A 1,145-nucleotide genomic window follows, 5' to 3' on the forward strand; every position below is an offset into this window, starting at 1 on the left:
GCGGGGGCCGGGTGGGGGCCCACGGCTCCCTCGCCTACCTGGGGGGCGGGGGCTTGGCCGGCGACCGCCGACCAGACCGGCCGATCCGCCATCGGGGTCAGCGGCCCAGCGGCTCGGTGGCAGGCCCTTCCAGGACGCTGCCATCGGGGGCGAAGCGGGAGCCGTGCAGCGGGCAGTCCCAGGACTTCTCCGCCGAGTTCCAGCGGACCAGCCCGTACAGGTGCGGGCACACGGCCGAGACCGAGGTGGTCACCCCGTCCACCGTCGAGGTGGCGACCGGGCGCAGGCCCTGCCGGTGCACGCGCCCGCAGCCCTCGCCGGGCCGGACCTGTCCGTCGGTGCGCAGACCGTTCAGCCAGCCCAGCGTGAGATGTTGCGCCACAGCGGCATTCGCGGAGGCGGCGGAGGCGAGGGTGGACAGGTCGGGCGGCTGCCAGGTGGTGAACACCTCCGCCCACGAGGGTGCGGTGCCGGTCAGACGGCCCGCGAGGACGTGGGCGGCGGCGACGCCGTTGGTGAGGCCCCACTTGGAGTATCCGGTCGCCAGCAGCAGGCGGTCGCTGCCGGGCAGCAGCGGTCCGGCGTAGGGGAGTTCGCCGACCGGGGAGTAGTCCTGAGCGGACCAGGAGGCCAGTGGTTCGGCGGTGGGGAAGTGCAGGCGGGTCCAGTCGACCAGGTCGGTGACCAGGGCCGCGGTGTCCTCGGCGCGGCCGACCTCGTGGCCGTTGCCGCCGACCAGCAGCAGTTCACCGCCCGCGTGCGGGACCGTGCGAAGAGAGCGGGTGGGTGAGTCCGCGCTGATGAGCATCTGCGGCGGCAGCGCTTCGGCGACGCGGAAGGCGCTCAGGTAGGAGCGCTGCGCGGTGACCCGGGCGAAGAAGCCGCCGCGGTCGAGGATCGGGGTGCCGGTCGCCAGAACGACGGCGCCTGCCCGCAGGTCGGCGCGGTCGGTGTGGACCAGGTGGTCGCCGCGCGGCTCCCAGCCGACGCCACGCACCCTGGTGAACTCGTAGACCGGCACGCCGCGCGTGTCGAGGGCGGCGGCCAGGGCGCGCAGCAGCCCCCACCGGGACCCCTGGGCCTGATAAGGCAGCCCCCCCCCCCCGTGGGATGGGTACCGGGGTTACCAAGCGAGGATGATAAAA

The 1,145-nt window shown here is 74.4% G+C and carries 1 protein-coding gene; it reads right to left on the bottom strand.

Annotated features, from left to right (window positions below; translation table 11 throughout):
* Positions 1–97: 97 nt before the first annotated feature.
* Positions 98–1,093, bottom strand: coding sequence for an FAD-dependent oxidoreductase (locus tag QH283_RS30215; RefSeq protein ID WP_348538307.1), 996 nt, complete (start codon positions 1,091–1,093; stop codon positions 98–100).
* Positions 1,094–1,145 lie beyond the last annotated feature (52 nt).

The sequence above is a fragment of the Nocardia farcinica genome, from assembly GCF_029867845.1.
Lineage (GTDB): Bacteria > Actinomycetota > Actinomycetes > Mycobacteriales > Mycobacteriaceae > Nocardia > Nocardia farcinica_A.